The 18,462-nt window shown below is 64.8% G+C and carries 11 protein-coding genes and 3 rRNA genes; 12 read left to right on the top strand and 2 right to left on the bottom strand.

Annotated elements, in window-relative coordinates:
- Window positions 1–13 precede the first annotated feature (13 nt).
- The 6 genes from ACU6WZ_RS05385 to ACU6WZ_RS05360 all read left to right on the top strand — a co-directional run bounded on the left by ACU6WZ_RS05385 (window position 14) and on the right by ACU6WZ_RS05360 (window position 7,777).
- On the top strand, window positions 14–2,125 hold the full coding sequence (locus ACU6WZ_RS05385) for a protein kinase domain-containing protein (RefSeq protein WP_447031969.1): 2,112 nt from the start codon (window positions 14–16) through the stop codon (window positions 2,123–2,125).
- A gap of 193 nt (window positions 2,126–2,318) precedes the next feature.
- Window positions 2,319–2,609, top strand: a complete 291-nt coding sequence (rpsO, locus tag ACU6WZ_RS05380; protein ID WP_018551846.1) for a 30S ribosomal protein S15 — start codon at window positions 2,319–2,321, stop codon at window positions 2,607–2,609.
- Window positions 2,610–2,911: 302 nt separating this feature from the next.
- The gene (locus ACU6WZ_RS05375) at window positions 2,912–5,134 is read left to right on the top strand and encodes a polyribonucleotide nucleotidyltransferase (RefSeq protein WP_447031968.1); all 2,223 of its coding nucleotides are present in this window, start codon (window positions 2,912–2,914) and stop codon (window positions 5,132–5,134) included.
- Window positions 5,131–6,510 carry a M16 family metallopeptidase gene (locus ACU6WZ_RS05370; protein ID WP_447031967.1) on the top strand — a complete coding sequence of 460 codons (1,380 nt, stop codon included), beginning with the start codon at window positions 5,131–5,133 and terminating at the stop codon, window positions 6,508–6,510. Before ACU6WZ_RS05375 ends, ACU6WZ_RS05370 begins: the two co-directional genes overlap by 4 nt.
- Before the next feature lie 53 nt (window positions 6,511–6,563).
- Window positions 6,564–7,316, top strand: coding sequence for a 4-hydroxy-tetrahydrodipicolinate reductase (dapB, locus tag ACU6WZ_RS05365; RefSeq protein WP_447031966.1), 753 nt, complete (start codon window positions 6,564–6,566; stop codon window positions 7,314–7,316).
- Window positions 7,317–7,330: 14 nt separating this feature from the next.
- Window positions 7,331–7,777 carry a tetratricopeptide repeat protein gene (locus ACU6WZ_RS05360; RefSeq protein WP_447031965.1) on the top strand — a complete coding sequence of 149 codons (447 nt, stop codon included), beginning with the start codon at window positions 7,331–7,333 and terminating at the stop codon, window positions 7,775–7,777.
- Between the two features lie 85 nt (window positions 7,778–7,862).
- On the opposite strand, the gene ACU6WZ_RS05355 is transcribed toward ACU6WZ_RS05360, so the two are convergent.
- Window positions 7,863–8,420 carry an SCO5741 family PH domain-containing membrane protein gene (locus ACU6WZ_RS05355; protein WP_447031964.1) on the bottom strand — a complete coding sequence of 186 codons (558 nt, stop codon included), beginning with the start codon at window positions 8,418–8,420 and terminating at the stop codon, window positions 7,863–7,865.
- 139 nt (window positions 8,421–8,559) lie between these two features.
- On the bottom strand, window positions 8,560–8,799 hold the full coding sequence (locus tag ACU6WZ_RS05350) for a hypothetical protein (protein ID WP_447031963.1): 240 nt from the start codon (window positions 8,797–8,799) through the stop codon (window positions 8,560–8,562).
- A gap of 203 nt (window positions 8,800–9,002) precedes the next feature.
- On the opposite strand from ACU6WZ_RS05350, the gene thyX reads away from it, so the two are divergent.
- The 6 genes from thyX (at window position 9,003) to rrf (ending at window position 18,387) form a co-directional block, all read left to right on the top strand.
- On the top strand, window positions 9,003–9,755 hold the full coding sequence (gene thyX / locus ACU6WZ_RS05345; protein WP_447031962.1) for an FAD-dependent thymidylate synthase: 753 nt from the start codon (window positions 9,003–9,005) through the stop codon (window positions 9,753–9,755).
- 239 nt (window positions 9,756–9,994) lie between these two features.
- Window positions 9,995–10,894, top strand: a complete 900-nt coding sequence (dapA, locus tag ACU6WZ_RS05340) for a 4-hydroxy-tetrahydrodipicolinate synthase (RefSeq protein WP_447031961.1) — start codon at window positions 9,995–9,997, stop codon at window positions 10,892–10,894.
- 127 nt (window positions 10,895–11,021) lie between these two features.
- Complete coding sequence (locus tag ACU6WZ_RS05335) at window positions 11,022–12,707, top strand: ribonuclease J (protein ID WP_447031960.1); 1,686 nt, start codon at window positions 11,022–11,024, stop codon at window positions 12,705–12,707.
- 524 nt (window positions 12,708–13,231) lie between these two features.
- A 16S ribosomal RNA gene (locus ACU6WZ_RS05330) occupies window positions 13,232–14,771 on the top strand.
- Window positions 14,772–15,072: 301 nt separating this feature from the next.
- Window positions 15,073–18,196, top strand: a 23S ribosomal RNA gene (locus ACU6WZ_RS05325).
- 74 nt (window positions 18,197–18,270) lie between these two features.
- A 5S ribosomal RNA gene (gene rrf, locus ACU6WZ_RS05320) occupies window positions 18,271–18,387 on the top strand.
- The 16S, 23S and 5S rRNA genes sit together here, the layout of an rRNA operon.
- The last annotated feature ends 75 nt before the right edge of the window (window positions 18,388–18,462 follow it).

Below are 18,462 nucleotides of genomic sequence, written 5' to 3'. Positions count from 1 at the left end.
AAGCAGCCTGCCCATGCACCCCCTCAGCAACGGCGACCCACTGCGCCTGGGTCCCTACCGGCTCCATGGCGTACTGGGCGAAGGCGGTATGGGAAAGGTGTACTTCGGGCAGGACAGCGACGGAGGCACAGCCGCCGTAAAGGTGCTCAGACCCGAACTCGCACACGACCAGAACCTCGCCCGGCGCTTCGTCCGAGAGGCTCAGATGGCGCGAGCTGTCACGTGCACGGGTGTGGCACGTGTACTCGCTGCGCAGACCGAAGGCGGGCGGCCATGGATGGCCACCGAGTTCCTGACCGGCCCCACTCTCGACCAGGCCGTCGGAGCCCATGGACCCTTCGATGAACCGGGGGTGCGCGCCCTTGCCAGCGCACTCGCCCGCACTCTGGTGGACATCCACGCGGCCGGCCTGGTCCACCGTGACCTCAAGCCCGCCAACATCGTGCTGACCTCAGCCGGTCCCCGCATCATCGACTTCGGTATAGCCCGCCCCGAGCACGGCCTCACCCTCACCACCACCGGCCAGGTGCCGGTCACCCCCGGCTACGGCGCCCCCGAGCAGGCACTGGGCCGGCGCGTCGGCCCATCCGCCGATGTGTTCTCGCTGGGAGCCGTCCTCGTGTACGCGTCCACCGGTTCCGCGGCCTTCAGCGGCGGACATGTCGCTGCCGTGCAGTACGAGGTCGTTCACGGTGCCCCCCAATTGGGCGCCGTTCCGCCGGGCCTTCTACGGCTCCTCGCGCCATGCCTCGGTAAGGACCCCGCCCTCAGACCCACACCGCATCAGATGACAACAGCTTTCGCGCCGCCCCGGGGCGCGGAGCGCATCTGGCGCCAGGGCCCTCTCGCCGGCGACATCAAGGAGCGGGAGCGCAAGGTTCACCAGCTGACCACCGCCGTCTCCGGAACCGGTAGCCCTTACCGCATGTCGCGGCGCCGGCTGCTCACCACGCTCGCCGTCGGCGGCACCGTGATCGCGGCCGCAGGTGGCTCGGCCGCCTGGTGGTTGCGAGAACCTCAGCAGTCCGATCCTTTCGCCCTGCCGCCGACTGCCAACACTCCTGAGGCCCAGCTTGCGCGGCTTCGACCCGTGGCGGGCGGCAACACCCCTGGCACAAACCCCACACCCATATGGGGGCCACTGTCGGTGATCGGCAAAGAGGCCTGGACCCCTCTGCCCGTACGCGATGTCATCGTCTTCGCCGCCAAGAACGGGGGCATCGCCGCTCACGGCGTGGAGGACGGAAAGCTCCGCTGGACTGCGCCGAAGCCCGACGCGGCCGCCGGAATCCTCTCTTTGTCGGACGCGCTGATCGCAGCCGCCGACGCCAAGGGCGCTCTGGTCACGTTCGTGGCATCGACGGGAGAACCCAGGTGGACATCGCCTGCCGCCGAAGCCCGGTCCCTCATCGCCGCGGACGACACAGCGGTGTACGTCGCCACTGAGGACGGCCGCCTGCGCAGCATCAGCCGCCTCGACGGCGCGACCCGCTGGACGGCGCGTGCCAAGGTCAATCTGGAATCGAAGAGGCGGCCGACAGGCCTGGCCGCACAAGGGCGCCTGGTGGTCACCACGGACTCCGGTGCGGTCATCGCCGTCGATTCCGCCAGCGGTCGGCCCGTATGGGACATTCCGGATCAGGCCAGCCCGGCCGAGGAAAAGATCCGTCCGGTGGCCTCCGGAGGGACCGTCTACATAAACGGAAGGTCGCTCACCGCCCGGAGTCTCGCCGACGGTACCGAGCAGTGGTCCGAGACCGAAGTGTTCGAGGGCAGGCCCGTGGCTGCAGGCCCGCCCCTCCTTCATGGGAAGAACGTCTATGCGACTGCGGGACCGTATGTCATGGGCTACGACGCCGACGACGGCACCAAGTCGTGGAGGTCGGCAAAGGGGTATTTCACCCACAGCCCGGTCACCCTGCAGGGCAATACCGTGTGTGCCATGAACTTCACCCCCCACATGGCCGAAGACATGGAGGTGTGGGCCGTGGGCCACGACGACCGCCGACGGTACTGGACCTACCCACTGGACGACGACGCCGGGTCGTACCGAGTGGTGGGGAGCGGCAACCGCGTCTTCGTCGCGCAGGGCAACGCGCTGCTCGCCCTCCCCGCATTCGCCTAGCTAGGGGGTGTCCGGGCGACCCGTGGGCGATGACGTCCTGACTGACTGGTACGCTGTGTGACGGTCGTTTGTGTACGCGCCTTCAGAGTAATCGGAGGCTGCGCCCGACGGACCGCGCCTCCCGAGTAACGGAAGCTCCCCAGAGACCTAGACCTGGGGCACTCGGTGGCTACGAAGACCAAGAGGAGTACGCGTGCCGCTCGACGCCGCTACGAAGAAGCAGATCATGACCGAGTTCGCTCAGAAGGAAGGCGACACCGGCTCCCCCGAGGTCCAGGTCGCCATGCTTTCGCGCCGGATCTCGGACCTGACCGAGCACCTGAAGACGCACAAGCACGACCACCACTCCCGCCGTGGTCTGCTGATCCTGGTCGGCCAGCGCCGCCGCCTGCTGCAGTACCTGGCCAAGAAGGACATCCAGCGCTTCCGTGCCCTGGTCGACCGCCTCGGCATCCGCCGTGGCGCGGCCGGCGGCGCCAAGTAAGACGGACGCCGTGAAGGGAGCGGTCCCCCACTTCTAGGGGATCGCTCCCTTTGCTGTACGTGCGAGACGTACCGGACGCTCAGTAGTCTGGTCGTACAACGGAAAACAGAACGACCTAGAACGACCCAGAATGACCGAGAAGCGGATTCCCCGCCGCCGGTCCTCGGTAGTGGCCCCCGGAGCACCTTCACCCCGGGGTCTTCGATCGAAGACCGGCCCGCAGCAGAAGCGCTTCTCCGCCACCGTCCCCGCGCCACACGGGCTGGGGGACGAAAGACGCCAAGCATCAGGAGACAACGCTAGTGGAGAACGAGACCCACTACGCCGAGGCCGTCATTGACAACGGTTCCTTCGGCACCCGCACCATCCGCTTCGAGACGGGCCGCCTCGCCCGTCAGGCCGCTGGCTCCGCCGTGGCGTACCTGGACGACGACACCATGGTGCTGTCGGCCACGACCGCTTCCAAGAAGCCCAAGGACCAGCTCGACTTCTTCCCCCTGACGGTGGACGTCGAGGAGCGGATGTACGCAGCCGGCAAGATCCCCGGCTCCTTCTTCCGTCGTGAGGGCCGCCCCTCCGAGGACGCGATCCTCACCTGCCGCCTGATCGACCGCCCGCTGCGCCCCTCCTTCAAGAAGGGCCTGCGCAACGAGATCCAGATCGTCGAGACGATCATGGCGCTCAATCCCGACCACCTGTACGACGTGGTCGCGATCAACGCCGCCTCCTGCTCCACGATCCTGGCGGGCCTGCCCTTCTCCGGCCCGATCGGCGCCACCCGTGTCGCCCTGATCAAGGGCCAGTGGGTCGCCTTCCCGACGCACACCGAGCTCGAGGACGCCGTCTTCGACATGGTGGTCGCGGGCCGCGTCCTGGAGGACGGCGACGTCGCGATCATGATGGTCGAGGCCGAGGCCACCGAGAAGACGATCCAGCTCGTCGCCGACGGCGCCGAGGCTCCGACCGAGGAGATCGTCGCCGCCGGTCTTGAGGCCGCGAAGCCGTTCGTCAAGGTCCTCTGCAAGGCCCAGTCGGACCTCGCCGCCAAGGCTGCCAAGCCCACCGGCGAGTTCCCGGTCTTCCTCGAGTACCAGAACGACGTGCTGGAGGCGCTCACCGCCGCCGTCAAGTCCGAGCTCACGCAGGCGCTCACCATCGCCGGCAAGCAGGACCGCGAGGCCGAGCTGGACCGCATCAAGGAGATCGCCGCCGAGAAGCTGCTCCCGCAGTTCGAGGGTCGCGAGAAGGAGATCTCCGGTGCGTACCGCGCGCTGACCAAGAACCTGGTCCGCGAGCGCGTCATCAAGGACAAGGTCCGCATCGACGGCCGCGGCGTCACGGACATCCGTACGCTCGCCGCCGAGGTCGAGGCCATCCCGCGCGTGCACGGCTCGGCGCTGTTCGAGCGTGGCGAGACGCAGATCCTGGGCGTCACCACCCTCAACATGCTCCGCATGGAGCAGCAGCTGGACACTCTTTCCCCGGTGACCCGCAAGCGCTACATGCACAACTACAACTTCCCGCCGTACTCCGTCGGTGAGACCGGCCGCGTGGGCTCGCCCAAGCGCCGCGAGATCGGCCACGGCGCGCTCGCCGAGCGCGCCATGATGCCGGTGCTGCCGTCGCGCGAGGAGTTCCCGTACGCGATCCGTCAGGTGTCCGAGGCTCTCGGCTCCAACGGCTCTACGTCCATGGGCTCGGTCTGTGCCTCCACCATGTCGCTGCTGAACGCCGGTGTGCCGCTGAAGGCCCCCGTCGCCGGTATCGCCATGGGTCTGATCTCGCAGGAGATCGACGGCAAGACGCACTACGTCGCCCTCACCGACATCCTCGGCGCCGAGGACGCGTTCGGTGACATGGACTTCAAGGTCGCCGGTACGAAGGAATTCGTCACCGCCCTCCAGCTCGACACCAAGCTGGACGGCATCCCGGCCTCCGTCCTGGCCGCGGCCCTCAAGCAGGCCCGCGACGCCCGCCTCCACATCCTCGACGTGATGATGGAAGCGATCGACACGCCGGACGAGATGTCCCCCAACGCCCCGCGGATCATCACCGTCAAGATCCCGGTGGACAAGATCGGTGAGGTCATCGGCCCCAAGGGCAAGATGATCAACCAGATCCAGGAGGACACCGGCGCGGACATCACGATCGAGGACGACGGCACCATCTACATCGGTGCCCAGGTCGGCTCGCAGGCCGAGGCGGCCCGCGCGACGATCAACGCGATCGCGAACCCGACGATGCCGGAGGTCGGCGAGCGCTACCTGGGTACGGTCGTCAAGACCACCACCTTCGGTGCCTTCGTCTCCCTGATGCCCGGCAAGGACGGTCTGCTGCACATCTCGCAGATCCGCAAGCTCGCCGGCGGCAAGCGCGTGGAGAACGTCGAGGATGTGCTCGGTGTGGGCCACAAGGTCCAGGTCGAGATCGCCGAGATCGACTCACGCGGCAAGCTCTCCCTGGTCCCCGTGATCGAGGGCGAAGAGGGCTCCGAGGACGACCAGAAGGCCGACTCCGACCAGTGACATCCCGTAGTTCCGTGACGACGGCCCGCACCTCCTCGGAGGGGCGGGCCGTCGCCCGTACCCAAACACTGCTCAAGGGCAAGGACGGCATCGGTACGGTCCGCAGGACCACCCTCCCCGGAGGCCTGCGCGTCGTCACCGAGACCCTGCCCTCCGTCCGCTCCGCCACCTTCGGCATCTGGGCGCACGTCGGCTCCAGAGACGAGACGCCGTCGCTGAACGGCGCGACGCACTACCTGGAACACCTCCTCTTCAAGGGCACCCACAAGCGCAGCGCCCTCGACATCTCCTCCGCCATCGACGCGGTCGGCGGCGAGATGAACGCCTTCACGGCGAAGGAGTACACCTGCTACTACGCACGTGTCCTGGACACCGACCTGCCGCTGGCCATCGACATCGTCTGCGACATGCTGACGGGCTCGCTCATCACGGCCGAGGACGTCGACGCCGAGCGCGGCGTCATCCTCGAAGAGATCGCGATGACCGAGGACGACCCGGGCGACTGTGTGCACGACCTGTTCGCGCACACGATGCTCGGCGACACCCCCCTCGGGCGGCCGGTGCTCGGCACTGTCGACACGGTCAACGCCCTGACGGCCGACCGGATCCGCCGCTTCTACAAGAAACACTACGACCCGACGCACCTCGTCGTCGCGGCCGCGGGCAACGTGGATCACGCCACGGTCGTACGCCAGGTCCGCAAGGCCTTCGAGAAGGCCGGCGCCCTCTCCCACACCGACGCCGTCCCGCTCGCCCCGCGCGAAGGCGCCCGCGCCATCCGCACCGCGGGCCGCGTCGAGCTGGTGGGCCGCAAGACCGAACAGGCGCACATCGTCCTCGGCATGCCGGGCCTGGCCCGCACCGACGACCGCCGCTGGGCGCTCGGCGTACTCAACACCGCCCTCGGCGGCGGCATGAGCTCGCGGCTCTTCCAGGAGGTACGGGAGAAGCGCGGCCTGGCCTACAGCGTCTACTCGTACACCTCGGGCTTCGCGGACTGCGGGCTCTTCGGCGTCTACGCGGGCTGTCGGCCCAGCCAGGTCCACGACGTACTGAAGATCTGCCGCGACGAGCTCGACAAGGTCGCCTCGGACGGACTGCCCGACGAGGAGATCGCCCGGGCCGTCGGCCAGCTCTCCGGCTCCACCGTCCTCGGCCTGGAGGACACCGGCGCGCTCATGAACCGCATCGGCAAGAGCGAGCTGGCCTGGGGCGAGCACATGTCCGTCGACGAGATGCTCGCCAGGATGGCGGCCGTCACCCCCGACGAGGTACGAACCGTGGCAGCCGACGTCCTGGGCCACCGGCCCTCGCTGTCGGTCATCGGCCCGCTCAAGGACAAGCAGGCCGACCGCCTGCACGCATCAGTCACCTAGAGACGTCGTAGAAATCGTAGAAGTCGTAGAAGCGTCGTAGAAAGAAGCAAGCAATGAGCAAGCTGCGCGTGGCTGTTCTCGGTGCCAAGGGACGTATCGGTTCCGAGGCCGTACGGGCCGTCGAGGCCGCGGACGACATGGAGCTGGTGGCGGCGCTCGGCCGGGGCGACAAGCTGGAAGCCGTGGCCGAAGCGGGCGCCCAGGTCGCGGTCGAGCTGACCACCCCCGCCTCGGTGATGGGCAACCTCGACTTCCTGGTACGCCACAACATCCACGCCGTCGTCGGCACGACCGGGTGGACCGACGAACGCCTCGCCCAGCTGGGCTCCTGGCTCGACGCATTCCCCCGGACGGGTGTGCTCATCGCACCCAACTTCTCCATCGGCGCCGCCCTGACCATGAAGTTCGCCCAGCAGGCGGCCCCGTACTTCGAATCCGTCGAGGTCGTCGAGCTCCATCACCCGCACAAGGCCGACGCCCCCTCGGGCACCGCGGCCCGCACCGCCCAGCTCATCGCCGCGGCGCGCGCCAAGGCCGGCAGCGCCCCGCAGCCCGACGCCACGGCCACGGAGCTGGACGGCGCGCGCGGCGCCGACGTGGACGGCGTACGCGTCCACTCCGTTCGGCTCAGGGGCCTGCTCGCCCACCAGGAAGTGCTCCTCGGCGGCGAGGGCGAGACACTGACGATCCGGCACGACTCCCTGCACCACAGCAGCTTCATGCCGGGCATCCTGCTCGGCGCGCGCCGCGTGGTGACCACTCCCGGCCTCACCTTCGGCCTGGAAAACTTCCTCGACCTGAACTGACGGCACGAACAGCCATGCGCGCAAAGATCACATACTTCGTCCTGGCCGCCGTCCTGGTCGTCTACTTCGTCCTGGCCGGAAGCCGCGGCTACCTGCTCATCCGGGAGGGCACCGCCCTCACCGTCACCTTCGGCATCGCGGTACTGGTCCTCCCGGCCATCGGTATCTGGTTCCTCTGGCACACCACACAGTTCGCCCGCAAGGCGGACGTCCTGTCCGCGAAGCTGGAGGCCGAAGGCGGCCTGCCCGTAGACGAACTGGTACGTACGCCGGGCGGACGCATCGACCGTGACTCCGCCGACGCGGTCTTCGCCAGGCGCCGGGCCGAGACCGAGGACGCACCGGACGACTGGCGTGCCTGGTTCCGCCTCGCGATCGCCTACCACGACGCGCGGGACACGCCGCGTGCCCGCAAGGCGATGCAGAAAGCGATCGCACTCCACGACGGCAGAGCCGTCTGAGCAGGCATGGGCATGTGAGTGGAGGGGGCGTCCGCGTCGGAGGCCCCCTCCACTCACATGCCTGAACGACTCACCCGGGCACGACTCACCCGGGCCGGTACTCGTCGCCCCAGGCCTCGACCGTGTCGGCGGCCCGGTCGAAGGCCTCCACCCGCGAGAGGAAGTCCGCGTTGTGGTCGGTGAGCAGCGCCAGCCGCTCACCGCCACGCTGTTCCAGTACGAGGGCCTGCCCCTGAACCGTGCGCGGCAGCCCGAGCCAGCGCACCGGCTGCTGGACCGTGCGTACGGTAGTGGCCTGATGCCACGGCACGGTGACCGTCGTGATGAAGCCCACGCGCCGCAGCCCGTGCCGGCTGACCCAGGCACCGACCCGCAGCAGGCGCAGCGCGCAGCTGATGACGGCCACGGCAACGGCCATGCACAGGCCCGCGCCCGGCAGCGCACCGGCGAAGGCGATGATCATCGCTGCCAGCAGGATGATGGACGCGAGTAGCAGAAGCAGCGCCGCCGCCCCGACGCGCCACGGTCCTGGGCGGTAGGGACGGCGCCATTGATCGTGGTCGTCGAAGGGCAGCGCGACATCGTCGGAAGTCTCACCGGACGCTTCGAAAGCACGGTCGGCCGTCAGGAAGGGCAGGGGCACGACTGATCCTCACTCACCAGCACGCTCGATTGGGCTGTGCCCGGTGAGGCTACCGAGGCGACCCTTCGCGAGCCACCCCAGGGGGTCCGGACGAGTCAGTACCCCTGTCCTGTCGGTCTCCTGTGGCCCGTCAGGCCCGTCAGCGCCCGTGGGCCGCTTCGGACTGCTGGGTAGCGCCGGGCGCGCGGGCGGGATCGAGGGCGGGTACTGCGAAGAGCAGCGATCCGGCCAGTCCCGCGACGACGGTGAGACCGATCAGCGCACGGCCCATGAGCTGGGACGCGCTGGGACGCTCGGGGGGTGGCGGGGTGACGTTACTGCGGAATCGGTCGGCCTCGGCAACGAATGCGAAGGGGACGGACTCTCGCCGGCGCAGCATGGGGCGGTACTCCTTTGATCATTTGCTCTGGTACTCGGGCTTCTACAGAGTCAGACGTAGAAAACTGTCACTTGGTGCCCGATTTCCCTGAATTGGCCGAACCATGTCTCACAGGGCTGGCCGGGGGGCTGGGCGGCACAGCGACGCGAGCCGAGCCCCTAGAGTGTGGGGCGCCCGAGCGACGTACATGGAAGGACCCGCCGGTGACTGTTACCCCTGATGGCACCCCCCCCGAGACCGCCGAACCCAGCTTCCGCAGCGACGTCACCGTCGAGCTGGTGAAGCACACCGCCGGTGACTCCGACGTGTTGTGGGCCGCCCGTGTCTCGACCGCCGGCGAGCAGTCCCTGGAGGAGCTCAGCAAGGACCCCGAGCGCTCCAAGGGCCTGATCAATTACCTGATGCGGGACCGCCACGGCAGCCCCTTCGAGCACAACTCGATGACCTTCTTCATCAGCGCCCCGATTTTCGTCTTCCGCGAGTTCATGCGCCACCGCGTGGGCTGGTCGTACAACGAGGAATCGGGCCGCTACAGGGAGCTGGAGCCGGTCTTCTACGTCCCCGGTGAGTCCCGCAAGCTCGTCCAGCAGGGCCGCCCGGGCAAGTACGAGTTCGTCGACGGCACCCAGGCCCAGCAGGAGGTCACGAGCCGCGCCATGGAGGACGCGTACCGCCAGGCGTACGACGCGTACCAGGAGATGCTCGCCGCCGGAGTCGCCCGCGAGGTCGCCCGCGCGGTGCTCCCCGTCGGCCTCTTCTCGTCGATGTACGCCACCTGCAACGCCCGCTCGCTGATGCATTTCCTCGGCCTGCGCACCCAGCACGAGCTCGCCAGGGTGCCGTCCTTCCCGCAGCGCGAGATCGAAATGGTGGGGGAGCAGATGGAAGCCCACTGGGCCAAGCTCATGCCCCTCACCTACGCGGCCTTCAACGGCAACGGGCGGGTCGCGCCGTAGGAACGCCGCAGGGACGACGTAGGACGCACAGATGTACGGGCCGCTCGCCCGAAGTGTCCGTATTGCCGGAGTTCGGGAATGTCATCTAGGCTGATCAAACGGACCCGGCACTGCTTGAACCCCCGAGCAGGCAGTGCCGGGTTCTACCCCATCTCCTACGTCTTCTCCCACCTCTTCTCCCACGTCCGACCTCCCCCCGAGGGGACACCACGCGTTGAGCAGCGAGTAGCGTGTTACCCATGGCTCCGATCTCCACTTCGCAGACCCCCTTCGGGCGGGTCCTCACCGCCATGGTCACGCCCTTCACGGCGGACGGCGCACTCGACCTCGACGGCGCCCAGCGTCTCGCCGCCCACCTGGTGGACGCGGGCAATGACGGGCTGATCGTCAACGGCACCACCGGCGAGTCCCCGACCACCAGTGACGCGGAGAAAAACGACCTGGTACGGGCCGTGCTGGAGGCCGTCGGAGACCGGGCCCACGTCGTGGCCGGGGTCGGCACCAACGACACCCGCCACAGCCTTGAGCTGGCCCGCGCCGCGGAGCAGACCGGTGCCCACGGCCTCCTCGCCGTGACGCCGTACTACAACAAGCCCCCGCAAGAGGGCCTGCTCCGGCACTTCACAGCCATCGCGGACGCCACCGGGCTCCCCGTGATGCTGTACGACATCCCGGGCCGCAGCGGCGTCCCCATCAACACCGAGACACTCGTGCGGCTGGCCGAGCACCCCCGGATCGTCGCCAACAAGGACGCCAAGGGAGACCTCGGCCGCTCCAGCTGGGCCATCGCCCAGAGCGGCCTGGCCTGGTACTCCGGCGACGACATGCTCAACCTGCCGCTCCTGTCCGTCGGCGCGGTCGGTTTCGTCTCGGTCGTCGGCCACGTCGTCACCCCCGAGCTGCGCGCACTGCTCGAGGCGCACCTGGCCGGCGACGTACGCAAGGCGACCGAGATCCACCAGCGGCTGCTGCCGGTCTACACCGGCATGTTCCGCACCCAGGGCGTCATCACCACCAAGGCCGCCCTCACCCTGCAGGGCCTGCCCGCGGGCCCGCTGCGCCTTCCCCTGGTGGAGCTCACGCCCGACGAAGAGGCGCAGCTCAAGAGGGACCTCGCAGCCGGCGGCGTACAGCTCTAGCCACAGGCTTCACACACCGAACTTCACAACTGAATACGCAGGAATCCCACAGACAACAGCAAGTGCACGAATGTCATGCGCGCCACGTGCCTCCGCGGTACGTGGCGCGTGTGGTGAGGAGAGTCTTTTGAGTCATCCGCATCCTGAACTCGGTACGCCGCCCAAGCTCCCGAAGGGCGGCCTGCGCATCACCCCGCTCGGCGGTCTCGGTGAGATCGGCCGCAACATGACGGTCTTCGAGTACGGCGGCCGCCTGCTCATCGTCGACTGCGGTGTGCTCTTCCCCGAGGAGGAGCAGCCAGGCATCGACCTGATCCTGCCGGACTTCACGTCCATCAAGGACCGTCTCGACGACATCGAAGGCATCGTGCTCACGCACGGCCACGAGGACCACATCGGTGGCGTCCCCTTCCTGCTTCGCCTGAAGCCGGACATCCCGCTGATCGGCTCCAAGCTGACCCTCGCCCTGATCGAGGCGAAGCTCCAAGAGCACCGGATCCGCCCGTACACCCTTGAGGTCACGGAGGGCCACCGCGAGCGCGTCGGCCCCTTCGACTGCGAGTTCGTGGCGGTCAACCACTCCATCCCGGACGCGCTGGCCGTCGCCATCCGTACGCCGGCCGGCATGGTCGTCCACACGGGCGACTTCAAGATGGACCAGCTTCCGCTGGACCGCCGCCTCACCGACCTCCCGACGTTCGCGAAGCTCGGAGAGGAGGGCATCGACCTTCTGCTCTCGGACTCCACCAACGCCGAGGTCCCTGGTTTCGTCCCGCCCGAGCGCGACATCTCCAACGTCCTGCGCACGGTCTTCGCGAACGCCCAGAAGCGGATCATCGTCGCCAGCTTCGCCAGCCATGTGCACCGCATCCAGCAGATCCTCGACGCCGCCCACGAGTACGGGCGACGGGTCGCGTTCGTGGGCCGCTCGATGGTCAGGAACATGGGCATCGCCCGCGACCTGGGCTACCTGAAGGTCCCGGCCGGCCTGGTCGTCGACGTGAAGACCCTCGACGACCTGCCCGATCACGAGGTCGTACTGGTCTGCACCGGCTCGCAGGGCGAGCCGATGGCGGCGCTGTCCCGCATGGCCAACCGTGACCACCAGATCCGCATCGTCCAGGGCGACACCGTCATCCTGGCGTCGTCGCTCATCCCGGGCAACGAGAACGCGGTCTACCGGGTCATCAACGGTCTGACCCGCTGGGGCGCCAACGTCATCCACAAGGGCAACGCGAAGGTCCATGTCTCCGGACACGCCTCGGCCGGCGAGCTGCTGTACTTCTACAACATCTGCAAGCCGAAGAACCTGATGCCGGTCCACGGCGAATGGCGCCACCTGCGCGCCAACGCCGAGCTCGGCGCCCTGACGGGTGTTCCCAAGGACCACATCGTCATCGCCGAGGACGGCGTGGTGGTCGACCTGATCGACGGCCGCGCGAAGATCGTCGGCAAGGTCCAGGCGGGCTATGTGTACGTCGACGGCCTGTCGGTCGGGGATGTCACCGAGACCCACCTGAAGGACCGCCGCATCCTGGGCGAGGAAGGCTTCATCTCGGTCTTCGTCGTGGTCGACACCGCCACCGGCAAGATCGTGGGTGGCCCGAACATCCACGCTCGCGGCTCCGGCATCGAGGACTCGGCCTTCACGGCTGTGGTTCCGCGCATGGAAGAGGCCATCGCCAAGTCGGCCTCCAACGGCGTCCTCGAAACACACCAGATCCAGCAGCTCATCCGTCGCACGGTCGGCAAGTGGGTCTCCGACACCTACCGCCGGCGCCCGATGATCCTGCCCGTCGTCGTCGAGGTCTGACGGGCCGCCTAGCACACCAACTGGGAGCGGGGCACCTCGATTTGCATCGGGGCGCCCCGCTCCAGTACGTTTACGTCTCCGCCTGAACGGGAAGGGCCCGGCACCCTGGTGTGTCCGGACCACTCGGAACGGTCGGGAATTCCGACTCAGAACTTCTGATAAAGTCGGAGTCGCCGGAAAGGGAAACGCGAAAGCGAAGAACTGGAAAGCGCCGAGGAAGGCGGACGCGAAAGCGTCTGATAGAGTCGGAAACACGAAGTGCTGAACGATAGCTCGGAGGAAAGCCCGCGAGGGTGAGTACAAAGGAAGCGTCTGTTCCTTGAGAACTCAACAGCGTGCCAAAAGTCAACGCCAGATATGTTGATACCCCGGCCCACCTCTGGTGGGTTGGTGGTTCCTTTGAAAAGTCCTGGCCGCCCTTGTGGTGGTCAGGCGAACACAGCGAGGACGCTGAGGACAGCGGGCCATATTCCGGCCCGATCTGTTCCGCTCTAAGTGTGTGTGAGCTCGATTACGAGCAAACATTCATGGAGAGTTTGATCCTGGCTCAGGACGAACGCTGGCGGCGTGCTTAACACATGCAAGTCGAACGATGAAGCCCTTCGGGGTGGATTAGTGGCGAACGGGTGAGTAACACGTGGGCAATCTGCCCTTCACTCTGGGACAAGCCCTGGAAACGGGGTCTAATACCGGATAACACTCTTCCCTGCATGGGGAGGGGTTAAAAGCTCCGGCGGTGAAGGATGAGCCCGCGGCCTATCAGCTTGTTGGTGGGGTAATGGCCTACCAAGGCGACGACGGGTAGCCGGCCTGAGAGGGCGACCGGCCACACTGGGACTGAGACACGGCCCAGACTCCTACGGGAGGCAGCAGTGGGGAATATTGCACAATGGGCGAAAGCCTGATGCAGCGACGCCGCGTGAGGGATGACGGCCTTCGGGTTGTAAACCTCTTTCAGCAGGGAAGAAGCGACTGGGTTTTCCCGGACGTGACGGTACCTGCAGAAGAAGCGCCGGCTAACTACGTGCCAGCAGCCGCGGTAATACGTAGGGCGCAAGCGTTGTCCGGAATTATTGGGCGTAAAGAGCTCGTAGGCGGCTTGTCACGTCGGATGTGAAAGCCCGGGGCTTAACCCCGGGTCTGCATTCGATACGGGCAGGCTAGAGTGTGGTAGGGGAGATCGGAATTCCTGGTGTAGCGGTGAAATGCGCAGATATCAGGAGGAACACCGGTGGCGAAGGCGGATCTCTGGGCCATTACTGACGCTGAGGAGCGAAAGCGTGGGGAGCGAACAGGATTAGATACCCTGGTAGTCCACGCCGTAAACGTTGGGAACTAGGTGTTGGCGACATTCCACGTCGTCGGTGCCGCAGCTAACGCATTAAGTTCCCCGCCTGGGGAGTACGGCCGCAAGGCTAAAACTCAAAGGAATTGACGGGGGCCCGCACAAGCAGCGGAGCATGTGGCTTAATTCGACGCAACGCGAAGAACCTTACCAAGGCTTGACATATACCGGAAACACCTAGAGATAGGTGCCCCCTTGTGGTCGGTATACAGGTGGTGCATGGCTGTCGTCAGCTCGTGTCGTGAGATGTTGGGTTAAGTCCCGCAACGAGCGCAACCCTTGTCCTGTGTTGCCAGCATGCCCTTCGGGGTGATGGGGACTCACAGGAGACCGCCGGGGTCAACTCGGAGGAAGGTGGGGACGACGTCAAGTCATCATGCCCCTTATGTCTTGGGCTGCACACGTGCTACAATGGCCGGTACAATGAGCTGCGATGCCGTGAGGCGGAGCGAATCTCAAAAAGCCGGTCTCAGTTCGGATTGGGGTCTGCAACTCGACCCCATGAAGTCGGAGTTGCTAGTAATCGCAGATCAGCATTGCTGCGGTGAATACGTTCCCGGGCCTTGTACACACCGCCCGTCACGTCACGAAAGTCGGTAACACCCGAAGCCGGTGGCCCAACCCCTTGTGGGAGGGAGCTGTCGAAGGTGGGACTGGCGATTGGGACGAAGTCGTAACAAGGTAGCCGTACCGGAAGGTGCGGCTGGATCACCTCCTTTCTAAGGAGCACTTCTTACCAGGCTTCGGTTTGGTCAGAGGCCAGTTCATCGGCGAACGTCCGGTGCTGGTTGCTCATGGGTGGAACGTTGACTATTCGGCACGGTTGGTTGGGACTGTTAGTACTGCTTCGGCGTGGAACACAGTCTGGATTGGCCGGGTCGGGCACGCTGTTGGGTATCTGAGGGTACGGACTTCGGTCCTTATCTTCGCGATGCCGGCCCCAGTGCACTCGTTCTTCGGAGCGGGGTGATGGGTGGCTGGTCGTTGCTTGAGAACTGCACAGTGGACGCGAGCATCTGTGGGCAAGTTTTTAAGGGCGCACGGTGGATGCCTTGGCACCAGGAACCGATGAAGGACGTGGGAGGCCACGATAGTCCCCGGGGAGCCGTCAACCAGGCTTTGATCCGGGGGTTTCCGAATGGGGAAACCCGGCAGTCGTCATGGGCTGTCACCCATACCTGAACACATAGGGTATGTGGAGGGAACGCGGGGAAGTGAAACATCTCAGTACCCGCAGGAAGAGAAAACAACCGTGATTCCGGGAGTAGTGGCGAGCGAAACCGGATGAGGCCAAACCGTATGCGTGTGATACCCGGCAGGGGTTGCGCATACGGGGTTGTGGGATTGCACTTCAACAGTCTGCCGGCTGTTGGGCGAGTCAGAAACCGTTGGTGTAGGCGAAGGACATGCGAAAGGTCCGGCGTAGAGGGTAAGACCCCCGTAGCTGAAACATCAACGGCTTGCTTGTGCAACACCCAAGTAGCACGGGGCCCGAGAAATCCCGTGTGAATCTGGCGGGACCACCCGTTAAGCCTAAATATTCCCTGGTGACCGATAGCGGATAGTACCGTGAGGGAATGGTGAAAAGTACCGCGGGAGCGGAGTGAAATAGTACCTGAAACCGTGTGCCTACAAGCCGTGGGAGCGTCGCGCATTGAGTTTACTCAGTGCGTCGTGACTGCGTGCCTTTTGAAGAATGAGCCTGCGAGTTAGCGGTGTGTAGCGAGGTTAACCCGTGTGGGGAAGCCGTAGCGAAAGCGAGTCCGAATAGGGCGCATGAGTTGCACGCTCTAGACCCGAAGCGGAGTGATCTAGCCATGGGCAGGTTGAAGCGGAGGTAAGACTTCGTGGAGGACCGAACCCACCAGGGTTGAAAACCTGGGGGATGACCTGTGGTTAGGGGTGAAAGGCCAATCAAACTCCGTGATAGCTGGTTCTCCCCGAAATGCATTTAGGTGCAGCGTCGTGTGTTTCTTGCCGGAGGTAGAGCACTGGATAGGCGATGGGCCCTACCGGGTTACTGACCTTAGCCAAACTCCGAATGCCGGTAAGTGAGAGCGCGGCAGTGAGACTGTGGGGGATAAGCTCCATGGTCGAGAGGGAAACAGCCCAGAGCATCGACTAAGGCCCCTAAGCGTACGCTAAGTGGGAAAGGATGTGGAGTCGCAGAGACAACCAGGAGGTTGGCTTAGAAGCAGCCACCCTTGAAAGAGTGCGTAATAGCTCACTGGTCAAGTGATTCCGCGCCGACAATGTAGCGGGGCTCAAGCGTACCGCCGAAGTCGTGTCATTCACACATATATCCCCAACGGGAGTGTGGATGGGTAGGGGAGCGTCGTGTGCCGGGTGAAGCAGCCGCGGAAGCGAGTTGTGGACGGTTCACGAGTGAGAATGCAGGCATGAGTAGCGATACACACGTGAGAAACGTGTGCGCCGATTGACTAAGGGTTCCTGGGTCAAGCTGATCTGCCCAGGGTAAGTCGGGACCTAAGGCGAGGCCGACAGGCGTAGTCGATGGACAACCGGTTGATATTCCGGTACCCGCTTTGAAACGCCCAGTATCGAATCCGTTGATGCTAAGGCCGTGAAGCCGCCCTGGAGCCTTCGGGCAAAGGGGAGTGGTGGAGCCGCCGGCCCAATGCGGTAGTAGGTAAGCGATGGGGTGACGCAGGAAGGTAGTCCAGCCCGGGCGGTGGTTGTCCCGGGGTAAGGGTGTAGGACGCACGGTAGGTAAATCCGTCGTGCATATAGTCTGAGACCTGATGCCGAGCCGATTGTGGTGAAGTGGATGATCCTATGCTGTCGAGAAAAGCCTCTAGCGAGTTTCATGGCGGCCCGTACCCTAAACCGACTCAGGTGGTCAGGTAGAGAATACCGAGGCGTTCGGGTGAACTATGGTTAAGGAACTCGGCAAAATGCCCCCGTAACTTCGGGAGAAGGGGGGCCATCACTGGTGATCGGATTTACTCCGTGAGCTGGGGGTGGCCGCAGAGACCAGCGAGAAGCGACTGTTTACTAAAAACACAGGTCCGTGCGAAGCCGTAAGGCGATGTATACGGACTGACGCCTGCCCGGTGCTGGAACGTTAAGGGGACCGGTTAGTCATGATTCGTCATGGCGAAGCTGAGAACTTAAGCGCCAGTAAACGGCGGTGGTAACTATAACCATCCTAAGGTAGCGAAATTCCTTGTCGGGTAAGTTCCGACCTGCACGAATGGCGTAACGACTTCTCGACTGTCTCAACCATAGGCCCGGTGAAATTGCACTACGAGTAAAGATGCTCGTTTCGCGCAGAAGGACGGAAAGACCCCGGGACCTTTACTACAGTTTGATATTGGTGTTCGGTTCGGCTTGTGTAGGATAGGTGGGAGACTGTGAAGCATGCACGCCAGTGTGTGTGGAGTCAATCTTGAAATACCACTCTGGTCGTGCTGGATGTCTAACCTCGGTCCGTGATCCGGATCAGGGACAGTGTCTGATGGGTAGTTTAACTGGGGCGGTTGCCTCCTAAAGAGTAACGGAGGCGCCCAAAGGTTCCCTCAGCCTGGTTGGCAATCAGGTGTTGAGTGTAAGTGCACAAGGGAGCTTGACTGTGAGACCGACGGGTCGAGCAGGGACGAAAGTCGGGACTAGTGATCCGGCAGTGGCTTGTGGAAGCGCTGTCGCTCAACGGATAAAAGGTACCCCGGGGATAACAGGCTGATCTTCCCCAAGAGTCCATATCGACGGGATGGTTTGGCACCTCGATGTCGGCTCGTCGCATCCTGGGGCTGGAGTCGGTCCCAAGGGTTGGGCTGTTCGCCCATTAAAGCGGTACGCGAGCTGGGTTTAGAACGTCGTGAGACAGTTCGGTCCCTATCCTCTGCGCGCGTAGGAATATTGAGAAGGGCTGTCCCTAGTACGAGAGGACCGGGACGGACGAACCTCTGGTGTGCCAGTTGTCCTGCCAAGGGCATGGCTGGTTGGCTACGTTCGGAAAGGATAACCGCTGAAAGCATCTAAGCGGGAAGCCTGCTTCGAGATGAGTATTCCCACCAACTAGATTGGTTAAGGCTCCCAGTAGACGACTGGGTTGATAGGCCAGATGTGGAAGCCCGGTAACGGGTGGAGCTGACTGGTACTAATAGGCCGAGGGCTTGTCCTCAGTTGCTCGCGTCCACTGTGTTAGTTCTGAAGTAACGAACTGTGCTGTCACCGGTTTGTGCAACTTCATAGTGTTTCGGTGGTCATAGCGTTAGGGAAACGCCCGGTTACATTTCGAACCCGGAAGCTAAGCCTTTCAGCGCCGATGGTACTGCAGGGGGGACCCTGTGGGAGAGTAGGACGCCGCCGAACAATCATTCAACGCTGGTCCCTGAACTTCGGTTCGGGGACCAGCGTTTTTTTATGCCTTGTTACCCCGTGTTCACG

It is taken from the genome of Streptomyces hypolithicus, from assembly GCF_052934925.1.
This window is presented reverse-complemented; position numbering and strand designations above follow the sequence as displayed.

Coding starts and splice junctions, on each gene's coding strand:
- ACU6WZ_RS05385 (WP_447031969.1), top strand. CDS start 14: ATGCACCCCCTCAGCAACGGCGACCCACTGCGCCTGGGTCCCTACCGG.
- dapB (WP_447031966.1), top strand. CDS start 6,564: ATGAGCAAGCTGCGCGTGGCTGTTCTCGGTGCCAAGGGACGTATCGGT.
- ACU6WZ_RS05360 (WP_447031965.1), top strand. CDS start 7,331: ATGCGCGCAAAGATCACATACTTCGTCCTGGCCGCCGTCCTGGTCGTC.
- ACU6WZ_RS05350 (WP_447031963.1), bottom strand. CDS start 8,799: ATGCTGCGCCGGCGAGAGTCCGTCCCCTTCGCATTCGTTGCCGAGGCC.
- dapA (WP_447031961.1), top strand. CDS start 9,995: ATGGCTCCGATCTCCACTTCGCAGACCCCCTTCGGGCGGGTCCTCACC.